This window comes from Actinacidiphila paucisporea, assembly GCF_900142575.1.
Taxonomy (GTDB): Bacteria; Actinomycetota; Actinomycetes; order Streptomycetales; family Streptomycetaceae; genus Actinacidiphila; species Actinacidiphila paucisporea.
Genome location: NZ_FRBI01000010.1, coordinates 149320 through 174059, shown reverse-complemented (window position 1 = coordinate 174059; position 24740 = coordinate 149320). Strand labels below are relative to the sequence as shown.

At 73.8% G+C, this 24740-nt stretch carries 20 protein-coding genes; 11 read left to right on the top strand and 9 right to left on the bottom strand.

Features of this window, described 5'->3' with window-relative positions:
- Positions 1-7 precede the first annotated feature (7 nt).
- The 4 genes from BUE44_RS17370 to BUE44_RS17355 all read left to right on the top strand — a co-directional run bounded on the left by BUE44_RS17370 (position 8) and on the right by BUE44_RS17355 (position 5765).
- A complete protein-coding gene (locus BUE44_RS17370; protein WP_073499307.1) occupies positions 8-1639 on the top strand; it encodes a prenyltransferase/squalene oxidase repeat-containing protein in 1632 nt (543 codons plus the stop codon).
- 88 nt (positions 1640-1727) lie between these two features.
- Complete coding sequence (locus tag BUE44_RS17365; RefSeq protein WP_073499305.1) at positions 1728-3839, top strand: MMPL family transporter; 2112 nt, start codon at positions 1728-1730, stop codon at positions 3837-3839.
- Between the two features lie 78 nt (positions 3840-3917).
- The gene (locus BUE44_RS17360) at positions 3918-5003 is read left to right on the top strand and encodes an AfsR/SARP family transcriptional regulator (protein ID WP_265737161.1); all 1086 of its coding nucleotides are present in this window, start codon (positions 3918-3920) and stop codon (positions 5001-5003) included.
- 225 nt (positions 5004-5228) lie between these two features.
- On the top strand, positions 5229-5765 hold the full coding sequence (locus tag BUE44_RS17355; protein WP_073499303.1) for a YceI family protein: 537 nt from the start codon (positions 5229-5231) through the stop codon (positions 5763-5765).
- A gap of 83 nt (positions 5766-5848) precedes the next feature.
- Here BUE44_RS17355 and BUE44_RS17350 read toward each other — a convergent pair whose 3' ends face one another.
- The 4 genes from BUE44_RS17350 to BUE44_RS17335 all read right to left on the bottom strand — a co-directional run bounded on the left by BUE44_RS17350 (position 5849) and on the right by BUE44_RS17335 (position 11429).
- Positions 5849-7228: a class-II fumarase/aspartase family protein gene (locus BUE44_RS17350; RefSeq protein WP_073499301.1), complete on the bottom strand. Its 1380-nt coding sequence runs from the start codon at positions 7226-7228 to the stop codon at positions 5849-5851.
- Positions 7225-9228, bottom strand: coding sequence for an FAD/NAD(P)-binding protein (locus BUE44_RS17345; RefSeq protein ID WP_073499299.1), 2004 nt, complete (start codon positions 9226-9228; stop codon positions 7225-7227). Before BUE44_RS17345 ends, BUE44_RS17350 begins: the two co-directional genes overlap by 4 nt.
- Before the next feature lie 13 nt (positions 9229-9241).
- The gene (locus BUE44_RS17340) at positions 9242-9769 is read right to left on the bottom strand and encodes a cupin domain-containing protein (RefSeq protein WP_073499297.1); all 528 of its coding nucleotides are present in this window, start codon (positions 9767-9769) and stop codon (positions 9242-9244) included.
- Between the two features lie 76 nt (positions 9770-9845).
- Positions 9846-11429: a class I adenylate-forming enzyme family protein gene (locus BUE44_RS17335; RefSeq protein WP_073499295.1), complete on the bottom strand. Its 1584-nt coding sequence runs from the start codon at positions 11427-11429 to the stop codon at positions 9846-9848.
- Positions 11430-11746: 317 nt separating this feature from the next.
- Between BUE44_RS17335 and BUE44_RS35850 the strand changes: the two genes are divergently transcribed.
- A complete protein-coding gene (locus BUE44_RS35850) occupies positions 11747-13837 on the top strand; it encodes a BTAD domain-containing putative transcriptional regulator (protein WP_079189826.1) in 2091 nt (696 codons plus the stop codon).
- Positions 13838-13852: 15 nt separating this feature from the next.
- Here the strand turns inward: BUE44_RS35850 and BUE44_RS17320 are convergent, their stop codons facing one another.
- The 5 genes from BUE44_RS17320 to BUE44_RS17300 form a co-directional block, all read right to left on the bottom strand.
- Positions 13853-14803: an NAD-dependent epimerase/dehydratase family protein gene (locus BUE44_RS17320; protein WP_073499292.1), complete on the bottom strand. Its 951-nt coding sequence runs from the start codon at positions 14801-14803 to the stop codon at positions 13853-13855.
- A 50-nt stretch (positions 14804-14853) separates the two neighbouring features.
- A complete protein-coding gene (locus tag BUE44_RS17315; protein WP_073499289.1) occupies positions 14854-15810 on the bottom strand; it encodes an ATP-binding cassette domain-containing protein in 957 nt (318 codons plus the stop codon).
- Positions 15811-15989: 179 nt separating this feature from the next.
- Positions 15990-16754 (bottom strand): ABC transporter permease, encoded by a 765-nt coding sequence (locus tag BUE44_RS17310; protein WP_073499287.1) that lies wholly within the window; start codon positions 16752-16754, stop codon positions 15990-15992.
- Positions 16751-17917 carry a glycosyltransferase gene (locus BUE44_RS17305; protein ID WP_073499285.1) on the bottom strand — a complete coding sequence of 389 codons (1167 nt, stop codon included), beginning with the start codon at positions 17915-17917 and terminating at the stop codon, positions 16751-16753. The genes BUE44_RS17310 and BUE44_RS17305 overlap by 4 nt, the downstream gene beginning before the upstream one ends.
- A complete protein-coding gene (locus tag BUE44_RS17300) occupies positions 17917-19095 on the bottom strand; it encodes a methyltransferase domain-containing protein (RefSeq protein WP_200804449.1) in 1179 nt (392 codons plus the stop codon). Before BUE44_RS17300 ends, BUE44_RS17305 begins: the two co-directional genes overlap by 1 nt.
- 619 nt (positions 19096-19714) lie before the next feature.
- On the opposite strand from BUE44_RS17300, the gene BUE44_RS17295 reads away from it, so the two are divergent.
- From BUE44_RS17295 to BUE44_RS17270, 6 genes are read left to right on the top strand one after another with little or no spacing between them, the layout of a single operon-like run.
- Positions 19715-21112 (top strand): class I adenylate-forming enzyme family protein, encoded by a 1398-nt coding sequence (locus BUE44_RS17295; protein ID WP_235002214.1) that lies wholly within the window; start codon positions 19715-19717, stop codon positions 21110-21112.
- A complete protein-coding gene (locus tag BUE44_RS17290; protein WP_073499281.1) occupies positions 21102-21371 on the top strand; it encodes a phosphopantetheine-binding-protein in 270 nt (89 codons plus the stop codon). The genes BUE44_RS17295 and BUE44_RS17290 overlap by 11 nt, the downstream gene beginning before the upstream one ends.
- Positions 21368-21646 (top strand): acyl carrier protein, encoded by a 279-nt coding sequence (locus BUE44_RS17285; protein WP_079189824.1) that lies wholly within the window; start codon positions 21368-21370, stop codon positions 21644-21646. The genes BUE44_RS17290 and BUE44_RS17285 overlap by 4 nt, the downstream gene beginning before the upstream one ends.
- Complete coding sequence (locus tag BUE44_RS17280) at positions 21639-22823, top strand: beta-ketoacyl synthase N-terminal-like domain-containing protein (RefSeq protein ID WP_079189823.1); 1185 nt, start codon at positions 21639-21641, stop codon at positions 22821-22823. The genes BUE44_RS17285 and BUE44_RS17280 overlap by 8 nt, the downstream gene beginning before the upstream one ends.
- Positions 22820-23431, top strand: a complete 612-nt coding sequence (locus tag BUE44_RS17275; protein WP_073499279.1) for a beta-ketoacyl-[acyl-carrier-protein] synthase family protein — start codon at positions 22820-22822, stop codon at positions 23429-23431. The genes BUE44_RS17280 and BUE44_RS17275 overlap by 4 nt, the downstream gene beginning before the upstream one ends.
- On the top strand, positions 23428-24702 hold the full coding sequence (locus BUE44_RS17270) for a beta-ketoacyl-[acyl-carrier-protein] synthase family protein (RefSeq protein WP_200804448.1): 1275 nt from the start codon (positions 23428-23430) through the stop codon (positions 24700-24702). The genes BUE44_RS17275 and BUE44_RS17270 overlap by 4 nt, the downstream gene beginning before the upstream one ends.
- The last annotated feature ends 38 nt before the right edge of the window (positions 24703-24740 follow it).

Here is a 24740-nt window from a genome sequence, read left to right as displayed (position 1 = left end):
GCACTCCATGAAGATTGCGAACGCTGCGCGCCCGGCCCCGCTGCGGCTTTCCGACGACATCGACCCGGACGCGGTGCGCCAGGCCACCTCCCGGCTGGTCGCGCACGTCAGCGGCAGAGCCGACCCGGACGGCGCGATACGCGAGACCTGCGAGAGCAGAGTGCTCGAATCCGCCCTCGCGCTGGCGCTGATGACCCGGATCGGCGCCGAGTCCCCTGCCAGGGACCGCCTCCTGGCCTACCTGCGCGGCCACCAGGAGTCCCAGGACCGTCTCGACCTGGTGCTCGCCTCGCTGGCCGTCGGCGGCGCGGTGGGCCGCGAGCCCGGCGGCGACAGCGCCCTGGTCGGCACCCTGGCGTCCGGCGTCCTGGCCGCCGCGCCCGGCTTCATCTCGGTGCGGCGCCGCCTGATGGTCTACGCGGTGCTCTGCGTGCTCGGCTGCCCGCTGCCGGCCGACGCCGAACTCCCCGGCGGCGGGCAGGCCCCCACCGACCCGCTGCACTCCTGGGCCGCCGTGCAGCAGGCGTCCATCACGCTGATCCTGGCCGGCGCCATGGGCGTGCGGAACCGCGTCACCGAGGCCGCGCTGGAGACCCTGCTGGCCACCGACCCGGGCGGCACGGTGTGGGAGGGTTACGCGCTGATGCACCTGCTGGCGCTGCACGCGCTGGCCGGGCAACCCGGCCAGGAGGAGACCGTGCGGCGCGGCGTCGAGACGCTGCTGGCCCACCAGCGCACCGACGGCGGCTTCCCGTTCGTCCTGGAGATGCACAACTGGTGCACCTCCACCGGCGGTCTGGCCCTGCACGCGGCGGGCGCCGACCCGGCGCTGCTCGGCCGCATGGCGACGATGCTCGGCGCCCACCAGGGCGGCGCCCCGCTGCGCTCCCTGTCCCGCGGCGCCGCGCTGACCGGCGGCTGGTCGATGTCGACGATCGTCGCGCAGAACGACGTCGACGACACGTCCTGCGCCCTGGAGTTCCTGCAGGCCGTCGACCCGGTCACGCACGCCGGCGCGATACGGCGCGGGATCGACGCGCTGCTGGCCGTGCAGGGCGCGGACGGCGGATTCCCGACCTACGTCGCCGGCGCCTCCTCCGAGCCGTGCATGACCGCCGCCGCGGTCTGCGCGCTCGCCCCGCACCCGGCGACCGCGCCGGCCCGGGAGAAGGCGCTGGCCTTCCTCGCCGACAACCAGTTCGCCGACGGCAGCTTCGAGCCCGGCTGGAGCCGCAGCCGCCTGCACAGCCTCTTCCGGGTCCGGCTGGCCACCTGCACGGCGGGCCGGGACAACCCGCGCGCCGCCGCGATGGCCGCCCGTATCGAGCGGACGGTGCGCGAGACGCAGAACGACGACGGCGGCTGGGGCATGCAGCCCGGCGACGCCAGCGACGACATCAGCACCGCCTACGGCCTGATCACGCTGTGCTACTCCGACGATCCGGCGGCCGTCAGCCGCGCCCTGACCTGGCTGCTCGCCCAGCAGAAGGCCGACGGCAGCTACGGCGGCCCGCCCGACATGGTCGGCCCGCGCCCCTTCGCCTACCACTTCCCCCTGCTCACCGACATCCCGGTGCTGCTCGCACTCGGGCACGTACGGGCGCAGGTCCTGGACCCGCGGACCGTACTGCACGCCTGACGGCCTCCCGGCCTCCTGACACCCGGTCAGAAGGCCGGGACGGCCCCGTTCACCCCTTCACCCCCACAAAGAACTCGGAGATAACGGCATGATGCGAAAACTGGCCGCCTTGCCCAGCGGGCGGGTGGGCAAGTGGGTCGTCATCGCGATCTGGGCCGTCCTGCTCGTTCCCGCGATGATGTTCGCCGGGAAGCTCTCCGGCGCGGAGCAGAACGACAACTCGGCCTGGCTGCCCGGCAACGCGGAGTCCACCGCGGTCGTCCAGCGCGCCGAGAAGCTGATGCCCGCCGACACCGTGCCGGCGATCGTGGTCTACGACCGGGCCGGCGGCGTCACCGACGCCGACATGGCCAAGGCGCAGGCCGACGCCAAGGCCTTCCTCGGCATCGACAACGTCGTGGGACGGCCGCAGGGCCCGGTGATATCCGACGACGGGAAGGCCATCCAGACCGTCGTCCAGGTCCACAAGGACAACACCGGCTGGGAAGGGCTCGGCAAGGTCGTCGACGACATGACCGTGATCGGCGACAAGGGCGCCGACGGCCTCGGCTTCCACGTCGCCGGACCGGCCGGATACGGCGCCGACTCCATCAAGGCCTTCAGCGGCGGCGGCGCGCTGACGACCATCACCGCGGTGGTCGTCGTCGCGATCCTGCTGCTCACCTACCGCAGCCCGCTGCTCCCCCTGCTGCCGCTGATCACCGTCGGCGTGGCCCTGCTCGGCGCCGAGGCGCTCATCTACGTGCTGGCGCGGCACGCCGGCCTGGTCATCAACAAGCAGACCAGTTTCATCCTGGTCGTGCTGATCTTCGGCGCCGCCACGGACTACGCGCTGCTGCTGATCTCCCGTTACCGCGAGGAGCTTTTGCGGCACGAGGACCGGCACGACGCGATGGCCGAGGCCCTCTACCGCTCCGGCCCCGCGATCGTGGCCAGCGCGGCGACCGTCGCGGTCAGCCTGCTGCTGCTGAGCTTCGCGGAGCTGAACTCCACCAAGGGCATGGGCCCGGCCTGCGCCATCGCCGTGGTGGTCGGCCTGCTCGCCATGGTCACCCTGATGCCGGCCCTGCTGGTCGCCTGCGGCCGGTGGATCTTCTGGCCCGCCAAGCCGGCCCACGGCGCCGAGGCGGTACGGAAGGAAGGCGTCTGGAGCCGGGTCGGCAAGGCCATCGCCGGCCGCCCGCGCCTGGTGTGGGCGGGCACCGCGCTGGCGCTCGCCGCGCTGGCGCTCGGCACCGTCGGGCTCAACGCCTCGGGTCTGGCCAACAAGGACCAGTTCACGAACAAGCCGCAGATGGCGGTCGGCGAGGACGTACGCGCCCAGCACTTCCCCGCCGGGTCGGGCGACCCCGTCTACGTGGTGACCAGGGCCGCGGCGGCCGGCCAGGTCAAGGCGGCGCTGAACGGCGTGTCCGGTTTCGCCGGCGTCCAGGACCCGGTGGTCAAGGGCGGTGAGGCGGTGCTGCTGGCCCAGTTGAAGGACGAGCCCAGCAGCGACGCGGCGAGGCGGACCGTCGACCGGGCCCGTGACGCGGTCCACCGGATCGCCGGCGCCGACGCGCAGGTCGGCGGCAGCACCGCCATCATGGTGGACACCGAGGACGCGGCGACCCGCGACGACAAGGTGATCATCCCGCTGGTCCTGCTCGTCGTGCTGCTCATCCTGGGGCTGCTGCTGCGGGCGGTGGTCGCGCCGCTGGTGCTGATGGCCACGGTGCTGCTGTCGTTCGGCGCCGCTCTGGGCGTGAGCAGCCTGGTGTTCGAGCACGTCTTCCACTTCGCCGGGGCCGACGCGTCCTTCCCGCTGCTGGCGTTCGTCTTCCTGGTCGCCCTGGGCATCGACTACAACATCTTCCTGGTCACCCGCATCCGCGAGGAAGCACAGCGGCAGGGCACCAGGCGGGCCGCGCTGACCGGCCTGTCCTCCACCGGCGGTGTCATCACCTCGGCGGGCCTGGTGCTCGCCGGCACCTTCGGGGCGATGGGCTCGCTGCCGATGGTCTTCGCCGCGGAGCTGGGCTTCGCGGTGGCCTTCGGCGTCCTGCTCGACACGATCGTGGTCCGCTCGGTGCTGGTCACCGCGCTCACCCTGGACGTCGGCCGGTGGATGTGGTGGCCCAGCGGCCTCTTCCGGCGGCAGGACGACGCCCTGCCGCAGGTGGGCGACGTCGATCCCGTTCCCTCGCTCAGCGGCAGGTAACCGACTCCTGCCGAACGCGCCGTCCGGGGCATGTCCGGACACTCACTCACGGGGGCAGTCTCTATGCACGCGAAACCGTTGGACAGAGAAGTCCGCCGCACCTTGACCGCCGTCCCGGTGGCGGTCGAGGAGCACGGAAAAGCGACCGAGCCGGGGCAGCTGCCCCCGGGAAGTGAGGGCCCCGGCGGCAGCGCCCGGCGTATCGCGGAACTGGAGCGCGAGGTCTGGGAGTTGAGGCGGGCCAACGAGACGCTCAAGAGCTACGTCAGCAAGGCGCTGGAGCTCGACATCACGCCCCGGCGCAGGGACGACCACCTCACGGCGGCCGCCGTCCCGTCGTCCCGTCGGGTGCTGAGCCCCGTGGCCGCTCCCGCGGCCGCGGTCGAATTCCGCGTCCTCGGCTCGATCGAGGCCTACGTCGACGGACGGCTGGTGGACCTGGGCGCGCCCAAGCAGCGCGCCGCGCTCGCCCTGCTGGTGAGCCAGGTCGGCCAGCCGGTCTCCGTCGACATGCTGGTCGAGGCGCTGTGGGACGGCCGCCCGCCGCAGTCCGCGATCACCTCCCTGCACGCCTACATCGCCAACCTGCGCCGCGCGCTGGAACCGCACCGCGCACCGCGCACCCCCGCCACCGTGCTGTGCACCCGCGGCCGCAGCTACCTGCTCGACAGCCGGGCCGTCGAGGTCGACGCCCACCGCTTCGGGGAGAGTGCCACCGCCGGCTGGCAGGCATTGGACCGGGGCGACCCGCAACGCGCCCTGCACGCTTTCGAAGCCGGCCTCGCCCTGTGGCGCGGCGAGGCCTACGCCGAGGTGTCCGCCGCCCGCCACGTCACCCCGGCGGCGGTCCGCCTCGAAGAACTCCGCCTGTCCATGATCGAGGGCCGCTGCGCCACCCTGATCGCCGTGGGCAACCACGAACTCGCGGTCCCCGAACTGGCCGCCTTCACCCAGGCCCACCCCTTGCGCGAGTACGGCTGCGAGCTGCTGAGCCTGGCCCTCTACCGCGCCGGCCGCCAGGCCAACGCCCTGTCCGTCCTGCGAGCCCACCAGAAGCGCATGGTCGAGGACTTGGGCATCTCCCCCAGCCCCGCCCTCCAGCACCTGGAGCTGGAGATCCTCCGCCAGGCCCCGGAGCTGCGAGCCCCCGGGCGGGTCCAGTAGCCCGGCCCGGAGGGGGCGGACCGGCCGCGGCGAGCGCCGCCGAGAAGGGTCCGGGGCGGCGGTTCCTGACGCCGCGTGAGGTGGTGGATCAGCTCCGTGTCATGATTGGTGACGCACTGTGCGAGCCCGTCCCGCGGGTTGCTCCGTACGGGACGGCGTGAGCACTCCCGCATCACCTTCACCAGCTGTTCCGGTTCGATTCCACCGCGAGGAGCACTCCACACCATGTCCACGCAGGTCAGCATTCCCGGTTACCAGGCCGGCACGTGGGTGATCGACGCCGCCCGCAGCGAGATCGCCTTCCTGGCGCGCGCACTCGGCTTCTGGAAGACCCGAGGTACCTTCGCCGACGTCGAGGGCACCGTCGTGTTAAAGGAGGACCCCCTCGACTCGTCGGTCAGCGCGGTCATCCAGAGCGCCTCCCTGAACACCGGGATGCCCAACCGCGACCGGGACCTCAAGCGCGCCGGGTACCTGGACGCCGAGCGGTATCCGACGATCACCTTCACCTCGACCGGGGTACGGGCCGACGGCGACGGCTTCCTGGTCGACGGCGACCTGACCGTGCTCGCGGCCACCGAGAAGGTGACGCTGGCGCTCTCGCCCAAGGGTTTCGAGACCGGCGCCGACGGCACGTCGGTGGCCACCTTCTCGGCCTCCACCCAGATCAGCAACAAGGCGCTCGGCGTGACCAAGGGCTCGGCCTTCATCAACGACACGACCGCGATCAGCCTGGAGATCGTGGCGGTCCGCAAGGGCTGACGGCGTCCGGCGCGGAGCGGTTCGGCCCGCGCGGAGCCGTAAGGCGCCGTAGGAGGGGAGGGGACCGGTCGCGGTCCCCTCCCTCACTGCTTCAGCGCCCGGTCCACCAGCGGCCCCGCCGCCCCGGTGTAGGCGGCCGGGTCGAGCAGCGCGGCCAGCTCCTCCGCGCCGAGCACCCCGCGCAGCCGCGGCAGTTCGGCCAGCACGTCGGCCAGCTCCCGGCCCTCGCGCGCCGCCCGCGCCGAGGCGTCGGCCAGCAGCTCCTTCGCGGCGACCTTGCCCAGCCGCGGTGCCAGCACGGCCGACACGCGCTCGGCGGCGATCCGGCCGCCGGTGGCCGCGAGGTTCGCGCGCATCCGCTCGGGGTGCACGGTCAGGCCCTCGACCAGCTCCACGGCGGTGTGCGCGGCGCCCCCGGCCAGCCGCAGGCACTCGCGCAGCGGCTGCCACTCGGCCTGCCACAGGCCCGCCGCCCGCTCGTCCTCGGCCGGCATGCACTGGGGCAGGACCGCGGCCAGCGCGGGGACCTGCACGGCGGCGGAGCGGATCAGCGTCGCCAGCACCGGATTGCGCTTCTGCGGCATCGCCGACGACACGCCCCGGCCCGCGCCCGCGGGTTCGGCGACCTCGCCGATCTCGGTGCGGGACAGCACCAGGACGTCCGCGGCGATCTTGCCGAGCGCGCCCGCGGTGTGCGTGAGGACGGCGGCCAGGTCGGCCATCGGGGTGCGCAGGGTGTGCCAGGGCAGTACGGGGACCGCGAGCCCGGTCTCGTCGGCGAAGGCGGCCACCAGGTCGATGACGGCGTCGGCCGCCGCGTCGTCCCCGGCGTACTGCTGGTAGCCCGCGAGGGTGCCGGCCGCGCCGCCGAGCGACACGGGCAGCCCGCCGTCCACCACCCGGTCGACGCGCTCGGCCGCCTCCAGCACCACCTGCCGCCACCCCGCCGCCTTCAGGCCGAAGGTGGTCGGCACGGCGTGCAGCGCGAGCGTACGGCCGGCCATCACCGTGTCCCGGTGCGCGGCCGCGGTGGCGGCCAGGGACGCGGCCACCGCCCGCAGGTCGGCGCCGATCAGCCGCAGCGCCCTGGCGGCCACCAGCATCGCGCCGGTGTCGAAGATGTCCTGACTGGTGGAGCCGCGGTGCACGTACTCCGCCGCGGTGGGGGACTGCGCGGCCACCACCGACGTCAGCGCCGCGACCAGGCCGACGACCGGGTTCGCCGTCTCACGCGCGGCCAGGGCCAGCCGGCGAACGTCCAGGTTCTCGGCGCGGGCCGCGGCCGTGATGGAGGCGGCCGCGTGCGCGGGGACCGTGCCGCAGCGGACCTGGGCCCGGACCAGCGCGGCCTCCGCGTCGAGCATCGCCTGCAGCCAGGCGGTGTCGCCGACCGCCGCCTCGACGGGGGTGCCGACCCGCACCGGCGAGAGCAGGCCCGTGTCGGCGTACGGTTCCGCGGTCATGACGTCACCCCGGCGGCGGTGCCCTGCCCGGTGAGGACGACCTGCTCGGGCAGCCGCACCGGCGGCGGCTGCGGCGCGGGCAGCGCGAGGACGGCGGCGGCGATCACGTCGGAGTCCTCCAGGGTGACCGAGCCGACGCCCGGCCTGATGCCCGCCGCGGTCACCCAGTGCACGGACTCGGTGGGCACCCCGTAGGCGAAGCGCCGCGGATGCGCGCGGCCGCAGGCGTCCAGCAGGTTGTACGGGCGCTCGGTCACCGCGAGGCCTCCGGTCTCGTAGTCGCGGCCGTCCGCGCCGGGGACGCGGTAGGGGCGGCACTGGCCGGTGCGCAGCAGCTGGCCCATCAGCGGGTCGGCGGTGCGGCGCAGGTCGATGTCGGGCAGCCGGCCCTCGACCAGTGCGGTGGCCCGCACCAGCACGTCGGGGATCTCGCTGGAGGTGCACACGAACGCGGGTCCTTCGGGGTCGGTGCCGACCCGCATGCCGGGCCCGGTCACTTCCAGCACCCCCGCGTCGATGAGCGCGGCCATCTCCTCGATACGGGAGGCGGGCGGGCCGATCGACAGGTAGGCGTTGAGCGGGGTGTACCAGCCGTCCAGCTCGTCGCGGTGCGACGCGGCGTCGAGACCGCCGTGGTCGACGGCCAACCGTACCTCGTTGCGCAGGTCCCGCAGGATGTCCAGCGCCGCCTTGAACGGCCCGCTGACGTTGCCCTCGTGGGCCTTGCGCACGTCCTCGTCCAGGTAGCCGCGCAGCCAGGCGCGGAAGGCGGCCAGGTCGCGCAGGTCGCCGGTGTCGTACGGGCGGGCGACCCGCTCCCAGTCCCAGCGCTCGGCCGGGGCGATGCCGGCCTCGTCGAGCAGCCGCTGCTCGTCCTCGCCCGGCGCCGCGTCGAGGTAGCGGTTGGCGAAGTCGGCGATCCTGGCCGGGGTTTCCCGGGTGGCGAGCAGCGTCTCGTAGTAGACGCTCTGCACCTCCATGGCGATCAGCGACCACAGCCCGGTGCCGAAGCGGATCGGCTCGCGGGCGGTCGCGGGGGTGCGCAGCGCGGCGACGTACTCGGCGGTCAGCAGCCGGGGGGCGTAACGGCCGTGCGGGCCCTTCTCGTTCTCGCCGCGCGCCTGGTAGGGCACGCCCCGCCGGGAGCCGGCGAACAGCCGCGGCTCGCGGCCGGAGGGGCGGTAGACCAGGCGGTCCCCGACGCGTGCGAAGGTGCCGCCCCTGCCGTGGCTGAACAGCGCCATGTAGTCGAAGAAGTTCAGGCCGAGGCCGCGCAGCAGGACGCTCTCGCCGGGGGCGATGGACGACAGGTCCACGTCCGCGGGGTTGGCCGGCGGGATGTAGGTCAGGCCGTGCCCGGCGGCGAAGCCGGCCAGTTCCTGCTCGGCGGGGGTGAGCCGGACGGGGACGTGGCCCTGCGCCAGCACCACCGCGGACAGCCCGGTCAGCAGCGTTCCGTCGTCCAGCAGCACGGTCTGCGGCCCGGAGCCGCCGATCGTCGCGTCGCCGTCGACAAGGCCGACCGCCCGCGCCTTGTGGACCTGCACCGACACGTGCGCGGGCGCGTTCGCGGCGACGTGCCGGAAGGCCCAGGTCAGGTACTGCCCGTAGAGGGCCCGGGTGGGGTAGGTGTCGGGGCCGAGCGCCCGCGCCTCGGACAGGGCCGCGTCGTTCAGGGACGTCGCGCCGGAGGCGGCGGCGATGTCGCCGAGCGCCCTGGCCCACTGGTAGAGGCTCGGGCCGGGCTCCAGCGGCCCCTTGATCTGCACGCTGGCGTCGGTGAAGACCGTCACCTGGGAGGCGACGGTGTTCATCAGCAGGTGCCGGGACTGGGTGGGCCGCCACACCCGCCCCGCGCCCGGCGGGTCGGGGTCGATCACATGCACGGTGACGGTACCGCTGCGGGGAGACCTGCGCTCTTGCGCGCACAGCCGTTCCAGCAGCGACAGGCCGCGGGGTCCCGCGCCGACGAGGCACACTTCGATGCGTCCGCCGCTCACAAGGGCACTCCGATCACGTGGTGGTGGGCGGCTCGAAGGTGAGCGGGGTGATCTGGTGGACGTCGTAGCGGTCCCGCAGCCGCTGTACCGCGCCGGAGTCCACGGTCCTGCCGTCCGCGAAGATCTCGCAGATCTCCTCGAAGTAGCGTTCGTGGTCCGGCGGCGGCGACGCCTGGAAGAGCATCCGCACCGGCGCCTGGGTGGCGTTGGTGAAAGCGTGCGGGGTGCCGGTGGGCACGAACATGCAACTGCCCGCGCCGGCCCGCAGGATCTGGTCCCCGTCGGGGGACTTCCAGTCCCGCCAGTCCTCCGGCGTGCGCTCCACCGGCTCGAACGCGAAGACGTCCAGCTCGCCTTCGAGGACGTAGAAGAACTCCGTGGAGTGCTCGTGGACGTGCGCCCCCACGTTGAACCCCGGCGGCACGACGACCTCGAAGGTCGAGGCGAAGCCGCCGTCCGCCCCGGTGACCTTGAAGGTGACGTCCTGCGCCTTGGTCAGCAGCTTCCTGCCCTGCCCCGGCGGGACGATGAGGCCCTTCATACGATTGCCCTCCCTGTCGCGCTGACGAGATCGCACCCGGCGGCGGCGTCCGCGCCGCCGCCGGGTGTTGAGCGGCTCACACCCGCTTCTGCAACTGGTCCCGGAGCAGCTGCGACAGCTCGACCCTGCGGACCTTCATCGTCGCCGTCCTGGGCAGTTCGGCCTGCGGGATCTGGACCGGGTCGGCCAGCTGCGGGAAGTCCGCGGCGGCCGCGCGCCAGCGCTCCCGGTCCAGCGGCAGGTCGCCCTCGGTGCAGACCACCGGGATCGGCTCGGCCTTCGGGCCGATGACGACGACCAGTTCGGTCAGCTCGTCGAGGCGGCTGAGCATCCGGTCCTCGATCTCCAGGGTGCTGCTGGTGTCGGGCACCATGTCGACCTCGCGGTCGAGCATGTGCAGGCAGCCCCGCCTGGTGCGGTAGCCGACGTCGCCGGTACGCCACCAGCCGTCGTGCCTGTTGGCCTCGTAGCGCTCCGGCTCACCGAAGTAGCTGTGCGCGATGCCGTCCCAACGCACCTCGATGGCACCGGGGTTGGCCTTCGACGGCGCCTTGCCGTTCCGGCTGACCACCCGGACCTTCGCGCAGCCCGGCATCGGGTAGCCGACGCAGCGGCCGTCCATGCGCTCCGCGGACTTGCTGAAGTACGGGCGGCCGACCGCGGGGCCGACCTCGCTCTGCCCGTAGATCTGGAAGAACAGCGGCACCCGCCGCTTGGAGGCCGAGACGAGCCGGGTGATGGTCCTGGGGTGGATCGCGTCGAAGGTGCTGCTGAAGTACTTGACCGAGGCGAACGGCCGCCGCGGGTCGTCGGCGAGCGGCTCCCAGTCCATGAACGCGTTGGGCAGCGCCTCGATGAAGGTCGGCTTGTGCGCGGCGAACAGCCCCGCGGCGTCGTCGGGCTTCGGGTTGTTCATCAGCAGCACCGGCATGGCCTTGAGCAGCACCAGCGACATCGCCGCGTACATCCGCGAGTGCACGAAGGGCAGGTTGATCGCCACCGTGTCGCGCCGCCACATCAGCGACAGCAGCCACCACTGCGGCCGCAGCCGTACGCCCATGGTCCGCGGGGTGTGCACGACCAGCTTGGGCACCCCGGTGGTGCCCGAGGTGTGGGTGATCATCGCCGGGTCGTCCAGGCCGCGGAAGACCGGTTCGACCCGCGGCGACCCGGCCAGCTCGGTCAGCGTGACCGCGCCCGCCCACTCGCCGGTCGCGGTGATCACCGTCTTCGCCAGGTCCTTGACCGGCACGTCGGCCAGCACGTCGAGCTTGGGAAGGTCGGTGAGCAGGTGGGGCTGGTCGAGGCGGCCGAGCAGGATGCCGACGGTCCTGCCGTCGAGCGCCGGCGAGAGCATCACGGGCACCGCTCCGACGCGGGCGGCGGCCGAGGCCAGCATCCACACGTCGAAGTTGGGGGACTTGTAGATGGCGATGGTGTCGCCGGCCCCGACCCCGGCGACTGCCAGCCGTCCCGCCAGGTCGTCCACCAGCTCGGCGAGCCGGCCCACGGTCAGGCGCCGGCCCGCGTCGGGAAGCACGTCGAGGTCGTGGTCGAGGGTCAGTTGCGTCGAGCTGTTCTTGGCCGCGGCCATTTCCGGCATGCTGCCGAGCTGAAGACCGTGTTCGGCTATCTCACGGTCGACCATGAAGCCCATCATCGGGACCAGCTCCCTTTCCAGGAATGAGAGGGAATTTCGGGCCGTCGCCGGCTCGGCAGGCGCGCGTGGACGCGCTCAACGGGCTCCGAGGCGTCCAGCATCGGCCACCCGGCTTGCGCGGCACTGTCGACCGGCTTGGCGCCGGCTTGGGGGTGAACTGGTGTGCCCCGCAAAGCGGCAGGCGCCCGCGGTGCCGGAAGCGGTGGGGCAAGCATGACGCGTGGTGACAGGCCGCCTTGACATGGAGTCACCGGGTGGACACGCTCGTCTCCGGCCGTTAATCGGTGGCTGTCTGTGGGAATCACGGGGGTGCGACCATGTTCGTGGTCGGGCAGGACAGCGGCGTCGGCGGCGGGTGCGATGTCGCCTCCCACGACCAGGGCACCGGGCGCGGCAGGGTGGAATTCCGGGCGCTCGGACCGGTGGAGGCCGTGGTCGACGGCCGGATGGTCGATCTGGGGACGCCCAAGCAGCGCGCGCTGCTCGCCCTGCTGGTCAGCCGGGTCGGCCGTACCGTCACCGTCGACGTGATGCTGGAGGAGCTGTGGGAGGGGCGGCCGCCGCCCTCGGCCCGTACCTCGCTGCACGCCTACGTCGCCAACCTGCGCCGGGTCCTTGAGCCGGCCAGGGCCCGCAGGACGCCCGCGACCGTGCTGCGCACCCACGGGCAGGGCTACCTGCTCGACAGCCGCGAGGTCCAGGTCGACGTGCACCGGTTCTGCGAGCGTGCGACGGCCGGCTGGCACGCGTGGGGCCGCGGCGACCGGCGGCAGGCCCTCGGCGAGTTCGAGGCGGGGCTCGCGCTGTGGCGCGGGCCGGCCTACGCGGAGGTCGCCCACGCCACGCACGTGGTGCCCGAGGTGGAGCGGCTGGAGGAGCTGCGCCTCTCGCTCGTCGAGGGGCGCTGCGCCGCGCTGCTGGCCGCCGGCGCCCACGAGATGGCGGTGGCGGAGCTGGAGGCCTTCACCCAGGCCCACCCCTTGCGCGAGTACGGCTGCGAGCTGCTGAGCCTGGCCCTCTACCGGGCCGGCCGGCAGGCCGACGCGCTCGCGGTGCTGCGCACCAACCAGCGGCGGCTGGCCAGGGAGCTGGGCATCGACCCGCGGCCGGCGCTCCAGCACCTGGAGAGCGAGATCCTGAACCAGGCCCCGGCCCTGGAATGGCGCCCGCCGACCGTACCGGTGGCCCGCGGCGCCGCCCCCGTCGTGCCCGCGCCGCGCGTCGGCGGGACCCGGGCGTCCGCGCGGGCCGCGGCCGCCGAGGTCTTCGTGGGACGGGAGCCGGTGCTGCGGCAGCTGGCCGACACGCTGCCCGCGGTCGCCGGGCGCGGGCAGGTGGTGACGGTGTCGGGCGAGGCGGGCATCGGCAAGACCGGCCTGCTGCGGCACTTCGCCGCGTCCGCGCCCGTACCCGTGCTGTGGGGCGCCTGCCCCGAGCACGTGGCGGCGCCGCCGCTGTGGCCCTGGCAGCAGGTGCTGCGCGTGCTGGCCGCCCGCCTGCCGCAGCCGTCCGTGCCAGGACCGGTGGCCGAACTGCTCGACCGGGACGCCCGCCGGCCGGCGGACGGCGGCGACGCGGACGCCGACACGCTGCGGCGCTTCGACGCGATCGTCGACTACCTGACGCGCGCCTCGCACCACACACCGCTGGTCGTGGTGCTCGACCACATGCACCGGGCCGACGCCGCCTCGCTGCGGCTGCTGGCCCACCTCGCCGAGTCGGTGCCGGCCGGCCGGCTGCTGGTGGCGGTCTGCCACCGGGCGGGCGAGGCGGCCCTGGTGGACACCTCGGCCGCGCTGGCCCGGGTGGAGACCACCCGGATCGTGCTGGACGGCCTGACCGTCCAGGACACCCAGCGGCTCGCCACCGCGATGCTGCACCGCGAGGTCGGCGGGCACACCGCGGAGGGCCTGTGGGAACGCACCGAGGGCCACCCCTTCTACCTGCGGGAGCTGATCAAGCAGCTGGCCGCCGACCAGCGCATCGACCAGCGGCTGGAGCAGCCCCACACGGTGCCGGTGCCCGTGCCGGTACGCGAGGTGGTGCTGCGCCGGGTGGGCCAGCTGCCGCAGACCGCGGCCTGGCTGCTCGCCGTGGCGGCGGTCGCCGGGCGGCACTTCGACATCGGGGTCGTCGCCGAGGCCGCCTCGGTCGACATCGAGGCGGCGCTCGAAGCGCTGGACGCCGCGGTCGCCGCGGGACTGGTCGCCGAGGACCCGCAGCGCCTCGGCTGGTTCCGCTTCACGCACGGGCTGACCGCCGAGGTGCTGCACGGCGCCACCGGCCGGCTGCGCAGGGCCCATCTGCACAGCAGAATCGGTACTGCGGCGGCCCGCACCTGGCCGGGCAGCGCCTACGCGGGACCGGGACCCGTGGCGACCACCAGATACCGGCCGCAGGACCGGTGATCCCGTCGGCATGCCTCAGCCGAGCCGGGAGAACCAGTCGACGGTCATCGCCAGGCCCTTGTCGAAGTCGACCGCCGGCTGCCAGCCCAGCTCCGCGCGGGCCAGCGCGATGTCCGGCCGCCGCAGCCCCGGGTCGTCGACCGGCCGCTCCACGAAGGTGACCGGCGACGCCGAGCCGCACAGGTCGCGGACCCGGTGGGCCAGCTCCAGGATGGTCAGCTCGACGGGATTGCCCAGGTTGACCGGGCCCGGATGCGGCCCGGCGGCCGCGGCGAGGATGCCGCCGACGGTGTCGTCCACGTAGCACAGCGACCTGGTCTGCGAGCCGTCGCCGGCGACCGTCAGCGGCTCCCCGGCGAGCGCCTGCGTGACGAAGGTCGGCACCGCCCTGCCGTCCTTGGGCCGCATCCGCGGGCCGTAGGTGTTGAACAGCCGCACGATGACGGTGTCCACGCCCCGGGAGGTGCGGTAGGCGGTGGTCAGCGCCTCGGCGTAGCGCTTGGCCTCGTCGTACTGACTGCGCGGGCCCACCGGGTTGACGTTGCCCCAGTACAACTCGGTCTGCGGGTGGACCAGCGGGTCGCCGTAGACCTCGGAGGTGGAGGCGAGCAGGAAGCGGGCGCCCTTGCGCATCGCGAGGTCCAGGGCGTTCGCGGTGCCGTGGGCGCCCGCCCTGAGGGTCTCCACCGGGTACCGGGCGTAGTCGTGCGGCGAGGCGGGCGAGGCCAGGTGCAGCACCAGGTCGACCGGACCCGCCACGTCGAAGGGCTCGCACACGTCGCGGACGTCCAGGACGAAGCCCGGATCGCCGTCGCGTGCCGCGATGTTGTCGACGCTGCCGGTCAGCAGGTTGTCGACGCAAGTGACCTCGGTCCCCTCCGCACGCAACCGGTCGCACAGGTGCGACCCGACGAAGCCGGCGCCGCCCGTGACGACCGCGCGGCGCACCGGCGGCAGCCCGCCCATATCCGTCTCCTTCGTGTCCCTCGTCCGGTCGGGATCGAGCCGTGTCATGGTCAGGACTCCCGCAGCGACCGGCCGGTCCTGGTCAGGAACACGTCGTCCAGCGTCGGCCGGTGCAGCTCGATGGTGGTCAGCTCCACGCCCACCTCGGCCAGCGCCCGCATGATCCGCGGCATCGCCGTCTCGCCGGCGTCCACCGACAGCCGCAGGTCGCCCTCCTCGCGCAGCTCCGCGGACCGTACGCAGTCCTGCTGGGCCAGCACCTCGACCGCCTTCGCGGCGTGCTCGGCGACCTCCACGGTGACCACCTCGCCGGCGATCCCCCGCTTCAGCTCGGCCGGGGTGCCCTCGGCCACGATCCCGCCGCCGTCGATGATGGCGATCCGGTCGCACAGCGCGTCGGCCTCGTCCAGGTAGTGCGTCGTCAGGAAGACGGTCATGCCCTCGGTCCGCAGCCGGCGGATCTCGTCCCACATGTGCGCCCGGCTCTGCGGGTCGAGGCCCGAGGTCGGCTCGTCGAGGAACAGCACCTTCGGCCGGTGGACCACGCCCAGCGCGATGTCCACCCGCCGCCGCTGCCCGCCCGAATACGTACGGCAGTGGCGGTCGGCGTACGCGGTCAGGTCGAAGGCGTCCAGCGCCGCGGCGGCCCGCGTCTGCGCCTCCGCCCGGCCGACACCGTGCATCCTGGCCTGCATGACCAGCTCCTCGCGGGCCGTCACCTGGTCCCAGGTGCCGCCGCCCTGCGCGACGTAGCCGATGTTCCTGCGCACCGCCGCCTGGGCGGTCCGCAGGTCGGCGCCGGCGACGACCGCCTCGCCGCCGTCGGGCGGCAGCAGCGTTGCGAGCATCCGCAGGGTGGTCGTCTTGCCGGCGCCGTTCGGGCCGAGGAATCCGAAGATCTCGCCCTCGCCCACGGTCAGGTCCAGGCCGGAAACCGCCTCCACGGTCGTGGACTTGCGGCGCCGCCCGGTGCGGAAGGACTTCCGCAGTCCCCTGGTCTCAATCATCGAGGCGTCCTTGTCGTCAGTACGTGCAGCGGAGTCGTCACCGGGCTCGCCGGCGGGGCCGTCACCGGGTTCAGCAGCGGAGGGGTCACGGGAACAGGCGGACGGGTCAGGGGAATCGGTGGACGGGTCAAGGGAGTCGGCGGAGCCGTCACCGGAATAGGCGGTGCCGTCACCGGACTTCAGCGGACCGAGCGGGCGAACAGCCGGGCCGACCACGCCAGCGCCAGCACGGCGACGGCGGCCAGCAGCGCGATGCTCTGCCAGACCGAGGCGTCGCCGGTGTGCCCGGCGAACAGCGCGCGCATGCCGACGACCGCCCGGCTGAAGGGATTCCAGTCCGAGACCCGGCGCAACCACAGCGGCGCCAGCGCCAGCGGCAGCAGCGTCCCCGACAGCAGCATCAGCGGCTGGGCGATGTTGTTGACGACCTGGCCCAGCGCGTTGGGGTCGCTGACCTTCAGCGCGATCCCGTAGCTGACCGCCGAGCTGCTCAGCGTGATCAGCGCCAGCAGCGCGTACGCCAGCAGCAGGTCCTGCACGTGGACGAACAGGCCGAGCGGCATGGCCAGCACGATGATGATCGCCGCCTGCACCACCAGCACGACGACGTCGCGCAGTGCCCGCCCCAGCAGCAGCGCCGCCCGGCTGACCGGCGTGACCCTGGCCCGCTCGATGACACCGGAGGCCAGCTCGGCCAGCAGGCCGAACCCGACGTAGAGACCGCCGCCGAGCGCCAGCGCGACCAGCATGCCGGGCACGTAGATGCGGTAGGCGTCGGTCATCGAGTCGGCGCCCATGGAGCTGAGCGCGGGCTTGAGCAGCGGGGCGAACAGCGCCAGGTAGACCACCGGCTGGGCCACGCCCAGCAGGATCGACAGCGGCGACCTGGTCAGCAGCAGCATGTGCCGCTGGAAGACCAGCCAGGTGTCGCGGAGCGTTTTCACGACGGTGTGCCCCTTCGTCCGAGGAGTTGTTCGAGGTGCAGGGCCGCCGCCGCGGCGCCGCCGGCGGCGGCGAAGGAGTCGCGTACGCGGTGCGCGGCGGCGCGGTAGGAGGGGTCGTCCAGGACGGCGAGCAGTTCCTCGCGCAGCGCCTTGGGGCGCACGCCGGCGAACCTGACCCGGCGGCCCGCGCCGACCGCCGCCACCCGGGCGGCGTTGATGGGCTGGTCGCCCTTGATCGGCGCGACGACCAGCGGCACGCCGTGGGCGAGCGCCTCGCACACGGTGTTCAGGCCGCCGTGGCTGACCACCGCGTCCAGCCGCGGCATCAGGTCGAGCACGGGCGCCCGCGGCCGTACGAGGACGTCGCCCTCGGGCGCGTCGGGGACCGTGCCGTCGGGCGCCACCACGATGGCCTGCACGCTGCCGCCGATCGGGCGCAGCGCCTGGACGACCCGGGTGTGGAAGTCCTGCGCCAGGTCCATTGCCAGGGTGCCCACGGTGACCAGGACGTGGCGGCGGCCGGGGTCCAGCCAGTCCCAGGGGAAGGCGGGGTCCGGCGGGCGCGGGGCCAGCGCCGGGCCGACCAGCACGGCATTGCCGGGCCAGTCGAGCGGGCCGTTCAGGGCGGTGCCGGTGAAGGCGATCAGCAGGTGCGGGGAGAAGCGCAGGTCGTGCGGCGGCTCGCCGGGCATGCCCGCCGCGGTCCAGGCCGCCGCCATCTGCCGGTGGAGCCACGCCTCGACCTCGGGCAGCGCGCGGTAGGGCCGGGTCAGCTCCATGGTGGTCGGCGCCAGGCTCGCCCAGGGCAGCCCGGCCCGGTGCGCGGCGATCGCGCCGGCCACCGCGTGCTGGTCCACCGCGAGGACGTCGGGCCGGAAGGCGGCGACCGCCCGCTCGATGCCCGGCAGGGTGACCTTCGCGTGCGGGACGATGTAGCCCTCCCAGCGCGACTTCGCCGCGGCCATGCCCCGGTCGGCCTGGCCGCGGTGAGCCCGCAGCGGGATCGGGGCGATCGCGGTGCCGGGGCCGAGCACCGGCCGTAAGAACGACTCGGAGCCGGCCCACATCACCTCGTGCCCGCGGTCGGCCAGCTCCCTGGACACCGCGGCCATCGGGTGCACATGGCCGGTCAGCGGCAGCGAGACGAACAGGTAGCGGCCCATCAGCGGCCGTCAGGCCCGCCGCTGCCGCGCCGGGCGGCGACATAGGCGGCCACGTCGGCGACGGTCAGGGCGATGAGCTGGTCGACGCCGAGGGCGCAGACGTGGCCGAGCAGGTCGACGCCGTCGCCGTACGTCTCGCGCAACGCCGCGCTCCACGCGGCCAGTTCGTGGCTCTCGACCAGCAGGTCGCCGTCCACGCGGGTGCCGGGGACGACCGAGTCGAGCCACGCGTCGTCCTCGCCGACGATGCCGCGCAGCAGGTCGGCGACCGGGCGTATCAGCGCGGCCGCGGCGGCGTCGCCCGGCTCGGGCCTGGTGGCCCGCAGCGCCCCGTAGGTGATGACGCCGGTGTCGAAGCCCCTCTTCATCAGCGGCCCCGCGTGGAAGAAGCCCAGCACGTCCACCCCGCGCTCGCGGGCCAGCGCGCGCATCTGCGTGCGGCCCTGCTCGAACCGCCTGATCTGGGCGAAGGACGGGTCCCAGGAGTTGGCGACGGCCCGGCTCCAGTCGACGGTGGCGACGTCGGTGAAGCCGGCGGCCCGTGCCTGCCGCTCGTGCTCCTCCAGGGACGAGAAGTCGGGCATCACCTGGTGCTGGAGTATCTGCCGTACGAGATCCTGCTCGGCCTCGTCCAGCTCGCCGTCCCGTACCGACCAGGTGGCGACGGCCAGGGTGCCGCCGGGCCGCAGCAGGCGCATCGCCTCGGCGAAGAAGGCCGGCCGGTCGGGGAGGTGCATGAGGCTCTCCAGCGCCCAGACGGCGTCGAAGGACGCGTCGGGGAATCCGGTGGCCAGGGCGTCGAGCTGGTGGAAGCGGGCCCGGTCGGCGACGCCGGCGGCCCGCGCCTTCTCGTTGGCCCTGGCGGCCTGCTTCGCGCTGAGGGTGACGCCCTCGACCGCGCAGCCCATCGCCCCCGCCAGGTGCAGCGCGGGGCCGCCGATACCGCAGCCGACGTCCCAGACCCTGGATTTCGCGGGGAGGCGGGCGAATTCGACCAGCTCACGGACCAGCCGGTCGGTGGCGGCGTGGCGGTCCGGACCATTGACGCCGGGCACCTCTCCCGGGTCCCAGAAACCGTGGTGGACGTGTTCGCCCCACAGGTCCTCGTAAAGATCAAGAGTGATGTCGTAGTAGCGCTCCACGGCCGTGTTCAGGCCGGCGCCGATCCCTGGTTCCACTGATGGCCAATCCTCGAAAGCTGGCAGGAATGCGGAATACGAAGGCAGCACGAATAGAGCCGGCAGCTTCGGAAATGTTGCACCTGGGGGTGCGTACGCGAGTGCTGCTGGAGTTCGTGAACAAGTGCGTGGGCAAGTGCGCATGAGGCAGTGCAGAGGCAGTGCGGAGGCAGTGCGTGAGCAGTGCATGGGGTGCTGTGTGGAGATGCGCGCAGGAGGGTGCGAAAGTGCAGGCCGCGACGGTGGCACCAAGAAAAGGGACCACCCAGCCGTGAGGGGCGGCTAGGGGATCACCCGCAAGTTGGACAGGTGTTCTGGGCTGGCAACTTCCTGCCGGATCACGGCAGTTGGCCAATTGGCGCCATGCTAGCGGCGGGTGTTGCCGTCGTCAATACGGAGAATTTGTGTCGTGAGTGACTGATTGATACGCCAGAGATTATTGGGAAGTTCCGCCGGTCGGACCGGGTCTTGACAGCGATGAATTCAGAGTTGACAGTTCGGCGTGAGAATTCAGTCGGCTCTTTTGATCACGTCGGGAAAGAGGTTCGGGTTCTTCATGAAGGCTGCATCGACAACTCCGCAGAAGGGCCGGGCGCCATCGCCGCCCGACCCTTCATGGGTGGACGAGGTCCTTCTCGCCGGCCCCGGCACCGACGTCTGCCTGGTCCTCGACGCACCCGTCAGCAGGGACGAGCTGCGCCGCCTGGTCGCCGGCCGGCAGGCCGCCCTCACCGCGGCCGGCCTGCGCGCCGGCGGCTCGGCCGCCCTGTGCCTGGCCCCCTCGCTCGCCCTGGTCGCCAACCTGCTGGCGGGCTGGCGGATCGGGGCGCAGGTCGCGTTACTCGACCACCGGCTCACACCCTTCGAGACGGAACGGGCGCTGAGCCGGCTGGAGTCCCAGGTCGTCGTCTCCGCGGAACCCGTCGGCGCCGGGCCCGCCCGCGGCTTCTACGACCAGCGCGACACCCCCAGGGCCCGCCCCGGCAGCCCCGCCCGCACCCCGCACGCGCTCGTCCAGCTCAGCTCGGGATCGACCGGGCCGTCGAAGATCATCGGGCGGACGGCCGCCGACCTCATCGCCGAGATCGGGCGCTACGCCCTGATGGACGGCGTCCCGCGGGCCGGCGAGCGCATCGTGTCCATGGCCTCCATGGTCCACGTCCTCGGACTCGTCGGCGGCCTGCTGCACAGCCTGCACGCCGGCGTCCGGCTCGCCTTACCGCGGCGGGCCACCGGCGAGGGCATCCTCGCCACCGTCGCCGCGGGCCCCGAGCCGACCACGCTGCTCGGCGTGCCCTTCCACATCGAGCTGCTCACCTGGGTCACCGAGCCGCCCCGGCTGCCGCAGCTCACCGGCATGACCACCGGCGGCGAGCTGGTCAGGGCCCAGGTCCACGACGCCTTCACCGCCCGCTACGGCGTCCGGCTCGGCAGCATGTACGGGATGACCGAGGTCGGCGTCATCGCCACCGACCTCTTCGGCGAGCACCGCCCCGAGGTCACCCCCGCGCCCGGCATGACCGTCACCGAGTCCGCCGGCGAACTGCTCATCGCCACCGCCCACTCGCCCTACCTCGGCACCACCGACCCGGCACGCTGGTCAGACGGCTGGCTGCACACCAGGGACGGCGGCACCGTCGACCCGGCCACCGGCCGCATCCGCGTGCTGGGCCGGCTCGACTCCCAGGTCTCGGTCGGCGGCCTCAAGGTCGACCTCACCGAGGTCGAGCACACCCTCGCCGCGCTGCCCGAAGTGGCGGAAGCGGTCGTCGTCTTCGGCACGTCGATCGAGGCGTACGCGGTGCTCCGCGAACCCGGCGCCGCCGCCTCGGTGGAAGCGGGCCTCGCCTCCCGGCTGGCCGCGTACAAACGCCCCCGCCTGCTGCACTTCGTCGAGCGCCTGCCGCGTACCGCCACCGGGAAGCTCGTACGCGACCACGCCGCCCTGCGTGCCGCCGACCGCGGCGCGCACCGCCAACCCGCCACCAGGGAAGGGAATCCCCGCGATGTCCACTGACGAGATCCGAGCCTTCGTGCTCACCTCGCTGACCGAGATGAACTACAGCATCGCCGGCGTCGATGACGACACCCCCCTCGGCCCTGCCGGCGTCGACCTGGAATCCCTCTCCCTGGCCGAACTCGGCATCCGCGTCGAGGAGCGCTTCGGCGTGATGTTCGAGGAGGACGAGGCGGAACTGCTCGGCACGATGACCGTCGGCGAATTCGGCGCGGTGCTCGCGTCCCGTATCGCGTCCCTGCCGGCCGCGGGCCAGTGAGCGCTCAGCCCGCTCCCGGGCCCGTTCCCGACCGGGCCGAGATCCTCTCGATCCTCGCCGCCTTCGGCGACCGCTCCCCCGAGGACGTCCCCGAGGGCATCGACTCGATGGAAGTGGCCTGGCTGGTGCACCAGATCGAGCAGCGCTACGGCGGCAGCGTGGACGACGAGGCGATGGCGCGGATGACCACCGTCTCGGCGGCGCTCCAGGTCCTCGCCGAACTGCGCCAGGGGGCGGGCGCCTCCGGCGGTGCCGAACGGGACGGGCATGGCTGAGCAGTGGCGGCAGGACGGGGCGGGCCCCGCGCGCCCGGGGGTACGGCGGGGGGCCGAGGCCGTCGTCGTCACCGGGATCGCCGTCCTCAGCGCCTTCGGGGACGGGGTCGGGGCGGTGCTCGAGGCGGCGCTCGACGGGACGCCCGGCTTCGCGCCCGTACGCCGGTTCGCCGTCGAAGGGCGGCGGTCCGTGCACGCCGCCGTACACCCCGGTGCGCCGGTGCTGGCCGACGAGTTGGCGCGGATGGTCGGGCAGGCCTGCGACCAGGCAGGGCTCAGCGCCGCACAGCGCGCCTGTTGCCCGCTCCACCTGGCCGTGCACGGCGACCCGGCGCTGCCGCGCGCAGCCGAGGACGAGCGGCCCGGGCACGGCGCGGACACCTTCGCCGGCGCCGTCGCCCGGCGCGGCGGGCTGTCCGGGGCGGCGCGCGCCTACACCTCGGCCTGCGTCGCGTCGAGCACCGCGGTGGCGGACGCCGCCGCGGCCGTCGCCCGGGGGCGGGCGGAACGCATCGTGGTGGCCGCCGGATACCTGGTCGACGCCGACCAGTTCGCCGTCTTCGACGCCGGGCGGGCGCTCGCCCGCGACGGGCGCGTACGGCCCTTCAGCGCCGGACGCGGCGGGCTGCTGCTCGGCGACGCGGTGGTCGCCGCGGTGGTCGAGTCGGCGTCCGCCGCGCGGGCCCGCCGGGCGGAGCCGCTGGCGCGGCTCGCCGGCTGGGGGCGCACCGGCGACGCCCACCACGTGATCCGGCCGCGGCCCGACGGCGCCGGCCTGGCCCGCGCGATCGCCGACGCGCTGACCCGCGCGGCGCTGCGGCCCGAGCAGATCGGCTACGTCAACGCCCACGGCTCCGGCTCCCCGGCCGGCGACACGGCCGAAGCCGTCGCGCTGCACCGGGTGTTCGGCGACGCGGCCGCGTCCTTACCCGTCAGCTCGACCAAGTCCGTGCACGGCCAGGCGCTGGAAGCCGGCGCCCTGCTCGAACTGGCCGTCACCATCGCGGCGCTGCGCGCCGGCCGGCTCCCGGTCAACGCCGGCTACCTCGGCCCCGACCCGGACTGCGACCTCGGCCTCATCCTCGACCGGCCGGCACCGGCCCGCTCTGCCTACGGGCTGAGCCTGACCACGGCCTTCGGCGGCGCGAACACCGCACTCCTGGTGGCCGCCCCATGACCACCCTCACCGCCCGCCGCCCGCTGCCCGCCCAGGCCGAGTCCGCCGGCCTGCGCGTCCTCGCCGCCGCCGCGTGGCCCGAACTCCCGGGCGACGCGGCGCCACCCGAACTCCCCGGCTTCGTCCGGTCGTCCTTCAGCCCCCTGGCGGCGGAGACCGCCCACCGCTGCCTCACCCGCCGGCCGTCCGCCGCCCCGGGTGACGCCCTCGCGGACCCCGGGCGGCAGGCGGACGCCGAGCCGGCAGCCGGCGGCGCCCGCGTCACCGCCGTGGTCGTCGTCAGCGCCTTCGGCGACCTCGCCGGCGCGAGGCACGTCGCCGAGGTCGTCGACCGCGGCGGGGCGCTCAGCCCGCTGATGTTCTTCCAGGCCGTGCCCAACGCCGTCGCCGGCCACGTGGCCGCGCGCTGGGAACTCGACGGCCCCGTCGTCTGCGTGGCGGACGCCGCCGCCGGGATCGACGTGGCCCGGCTGCTCATCGAGGACGGGGACGCCGACGAGGCGCTGCTGATCCGGGTCGAGCAGGGTCTCGGCGCCGCGGCGCAGGACCGGGCGGAGGCCGTACTCGTGACGGGGACGACATCGCACAGTGGAGGAGAGCAGCCGTGACAGGTGCGGACAAGCGCGGAGACGTCGTCATCACCGGGATGGGCATGGTCACCCCGGTGGGGACCAGCGCCGCCGAGGTCATGGCGGCGATGTGCGAAGGGCGGTCGGGGCTCAGCCGGCCGCCGGCGGGGAGCCTGCTGGACGGCAGCCTCGACGTGGGCGCCTTCGGGCCGCCGATCGACCCCGAGTCCGTGCTGGCTGGGCCCGAGGCCCGCGTCGTGGACCGCTACATCGTGATGGCCCTGCGGGCCGCCGGGGACGCGCTGGCCGACGCCGGGATCGAGGTCGGCCGGGACGTGGACCCCTACCGCACCGGGGTGATCCTCTCCGGCACGGGAGGGCTCGCCACCCTGGAGGCGCAGGTCATCACCCGAACGCAGCGCGGGCGGCTGGGAGTCAGCCCGTACCTGCTGCCGGGGATGCTGCCCAACATGGGGGCGGCCAGGGTCGCGATCAAGCACGGCATCCGCGGCTACAGCTCCTCGATCGGCACCGCCTGCGCGGCCGGCGCGCAGTCCGTGGGGGAGGGGCTGCGGCTGCTGCGCGCGGGCGAGGCGGACGTCGTGGTCTGCGGGTGCAGCGAGGCGCCGCTCTTCCCGACGCTGGCCGACACCTTCAACAACGCCCGTGCCCTGGCCCGAGGTTGGGCCGCCGACCCGACCGGCGCGAGCCGGCCGTTCGACCGGCGGCGCAACGGCCTGGTGCTCGGCGAGGGCGCCGGCGTGCTGGTCCTGGAGCGCACCGAGCACGCCGACGCGCGCGGCGCGGCCGGCTACGCGAACGTACTGGGATGGGGCGCCACCAACGACGCCCACCACCCGACCACCCCGCACCCCGAAGGCGAGGGCGCGGCCGCCTGCATGCGGCAGGCACTGGCCGACGCCGGCCTGGAGCCCGCCGACATCGGCTACATCAACGCGCACGGCACGAGCACCAAGATCGGCGACCGGGCGGAAGCCCTCGCGATCCGCCGGGTGTTCGGGTCGGCCGGACCGCCGGTCAGCGGCACCAAGGCGGTCACCGGGCACATGCTGGGCGCCTCCGGCGTGGTCGAGTCCGCCGTCGCGGTCCTGGCGCTGCGCCGCGGCCTGCTGCCGCCCACGCACAACCTGGACGACCCGGACCCGGCCTGCGACCTCGACCACGTCCGCAAGAGCCCGCGCCCGGCGCCCGGGATCGGCCAGGTGATGTCGAACTCGTTCGGCTTCGGCGGCCACAACATCAGCCTCGTCTACGGCCGTCCGGGGACGCGACTGTCCCGCGCGGTCTGACGGCACGACAACACCGAGCACGGCGTCGGCAACTAAGG

What these genes read in the sequence shown, in the direction of transcription:
- BUE44_RS17370 (WP_073499307.1), top strand. Translation starts at nt 8, where the DNA reads ATGAAGATTGCGAACGCTGCGCGCCCGGCCCCGCTGCGGCTTTCCGAC.
- BUE44_RS17365 (WP_073499305.1), top strand. Translation starts at nt 1,728, where the DNA reads ATGATGCGAAAACTGGCCGCCTTGCCCAGCGGGCGGGTGGGCAAGTGG.
- BUE44_RS17355 (WP_073499303.1), top strand. Translation starts at nt 5,229, where the DNA reads ATGTCCACGCAGGTCAGCATTCCCGGTTACCAGGCCGGCACGTGGGTG.
- BUE44_RS17350 (WP_073499301.1), bottom strand. Translation starts at nt 7,228, where the DNA reads ATGACCGCGGAACCGTACGCCGACACGGGCCTGCTCTCGCCGGTGCGG.
- BUE44_RS17340 (WP_073499297.1), bottom strand. Translation starts at nt 9,769, where the DNA reads ATGAAGGGCCTCATCGTCCCGCCGGGGCAGGGCAGGAAGCTGCTGACC.
- BUE44_RS17335 (WP_073499295.1), bottom strand. Translation starts at nt 11,429, where the DNA reads ATGATGGGCTTCATGGTCGACCGTGAGATAGCCGAACACGGTCTTCAG.
- BUE44_RS35850 (WP_079189826.1), top strand. Translation starts at nt 11,747, where the DNA reads ATGTTCGTGGTCGGGCAGGACAGCGGCGTCGGCGGCGGGTGCGATGTC.
- BUE44_RS17320 (WP_073499292.1), bottom strand. Translation starts at nt 14,803, where the DNA reads ATGGGCGGGCTGCCGCCGGTGCGCCGCGCGGTCGTCACGGGCGGCGCC.
- BUE44_RS17315 (WP_073499289.1), bottom strand. Translation starts at nt 15,810, where the DNA reads ATGATTGAGACCAGGGGACTGCGGAAGTCCTTCCGCACCGGGCGGCGC.
- BUE44_RS17305 (WP_073499285.1), bottom strand. Translation starts at nt 17,917, where the DNA reads ATGGGCCGCTACCTGTTCGTCTCGCTGCCGCTGACCGGCCATGTGCAC.
- BUE44_RS17290 (WP_073499281.1), top strand. Translation starts at nt 21,102, where the DNA reads ATGTCCACTGACGAGATCCGAGCCTTCGTGCTCACCTCGCTGACCGAG.
- BUE44_RS17280 (WP_079189823.1), top strand. Translation starts at nt 21,639, where the DNA reads ATGGCTGAGCAGTGGCGGCAGGACGGGGCGGGCCCCGCGCGCCCGGGG.
- BUE44_RS17275 (WP_073499279.1), top strand. Translation starts at nt 22,820, where the DNA reads ATGACCACCCTCACCGCCCGCCGCCCGCTGCCCGCCCAGGCCGAGTCC.